This window comes from Streptomyces sp. adm13(2018), from assembly GCF_008042145.1.
GTDB lineage: Bacteria > Actinomycetota > Actinomycetes > Streptomycetales > Streptomycetaceae > Streptomyces.
In genome coordinates, this window is sequence record NZ_RDBH01000340.1 from 1 (window position 1) to 1728 (window position 1728).

The 1728-nt window shown below is 75.5% G+C and carries 2 protein-coding genes; both read left to right on the top strand.

Annotated features, from left to right (window positions below):
• The coding region (locus tag EAO70_RS37430; protein WP_315986272.1) for an acyl-CoA dehydrogenase family protein at window positions 1-1373 on the top strand (1373 nt) is incomplete at its 5' end.
• An 87-nt stretch (window positions 1374-1460) separates the two neighbouring features.
• The gene (locus EAO70_RS37435; protein WP_148007213.1) at window positions 1461-1718 is read left to right on the top strand and encodes a phosphopantetheine-binding protein; all 258 of its coding nucleotides are present in this window, start codon (window positions 1461-1463) and stop codon (window positions 1716-1718) included.
• The last annotated feature ends 10 nt before the right edge of the window (window positions 1719-1728 follow it).

Consider the following 1728-nt stretch of genomic DNA (forward strand, 5'->3'; position numbering starts at 1 on the left):
GTGGCGGAGACGACCCGGCCGTCGCGGACGGCGACCTCCTCGCCGTCCCCAACACCGGTGCCTACGGCCTGAGCGCCAGCCTCCTCGCCTTCCTCTCCCGCCCCGCCCCCGCCGAGGTCGCCGTCCGCGACGGCCGGGTCGTCTCCGCCACCGTCCTCGAACTGGTCCGCACCCCCGCCGGCCGCCCGGCGGGCCCCTCGCCCGCCGACCGGGCGAGAGCCGTGTTGCCGGTGCTCGCCGCACACGCCGCACACGTCGACGCCGAGGCCCGCTTCCCCGTCGAATCCCTCGACGCCCTCCGCGACAGCGGACTCATGGGACTTCTCGTCCCCGTCGACCGCGGCGGCCTCGGCGGCGGACTCGCCGACCTCGTCGAGGTCGCCCAACTCCTCGCCTCCGCCTGCCTCTCCACGGCCATGATCTGGGCCATGCACTGCCAGCAGGTCGACGTCCTCGTCCGCCACGGCGCCCCCGAGCTCCTCGACGACCTGCTGCCCCGCATCGCGCAGGGCCGTACCCACCTCGGGTCCATCACCTCCGAGAAGCAGACCGGCGGCCACCTCTTCACCAGCGCCGCACCGCTGCGCGAGACCCCCGACGGCCTGCTGGTGGAGCGCGACGCCCCCATCGTCACCGGCGGCGCCTTCGCCGACGGATTCCTCGTCACCATGCGCGACACCGAGGAGGCCTCCGCCCGCCGCGTCACCCTCGTCTACGTCGCCCGCGAGCAGGCGGACGTCGAGGTCGGCGGCGGCTGGAACCCCCTCGGTATGCGCGGCACCCACAGCGTCGCCCTCCGCCTGACCGCCCTCGTCCCCGAGCACCATGTCATCGGTGTACGCGGCGAGTTCGCCGCCGTCGCCACCGCCGGCCTGATCCCGCTCGGCCACATCGGCTGGGCCGCCTGCTGGCTCGGTGCCGCCCGCGCCGCCGTCTCCGGCCTCGTCGCCGTCCTCCGCTCCCCCCGGCGCCCCGGCTCGATCGACCTCACCTCCGACCTGGTGGCCGAACGCATCGCCACCCTCCGCACCGACCTCGAACTGGTCCGCGCCTACCTCGACCTGGCCCAGCGGGAGATCACCGAGATCCGGGCCACCGGCGCCGACCCCGCCGCGGCCCCGGTCCAGATCCACCTCAACACCCTCAAGGTCACCGCGGCCCGGCTCTGCCACCAGGTGGCCGACCGCTGCGTGCAACTGGCCGGCCTCGGCCTCGGCTACCGCGCCGACTCGCCCCTCCCGCTGGAGCGCCACCTGCGCGACCTGCGCTCGGCCAGCCTCAACTACGCCGACGACCGACTCCTCACCGCCACCGGCACCCTCTGCCTCGCCGACCGCGCGGTCCGGCTCCTCGGCGACGCGCCGTCCGGCTGACCCCGCCGGCCGGGGGGCGCCCCGGGCACAGTCGTACCGGCGGCACGGCACCAGGCCGCCCGCCACCACCCTCCGAAGGGGAAGCCCTTGCAGACCACCTGGACACCGCGGTTCGACGAGGTCCTCCGCGAGCACCTGCCGCTCCTGGAAGCCGGCCGGGAGGTGCCGTCCGACGCCTCCCTCGCGGCCCTCGGCCTCGACTCGCTCTCCACCGTCCACCTCGTGATCGGGCTGGAGGACGCTCTCGAGGTCACCATCCCCGACGCCCTCCTCACGGCCGAGAACTTCGCCACGGCGGGCTCCCTGCGCACCGCGCTCGCCCCCCTCATGGGCGACCCGTCGTGACCCCGCCCCC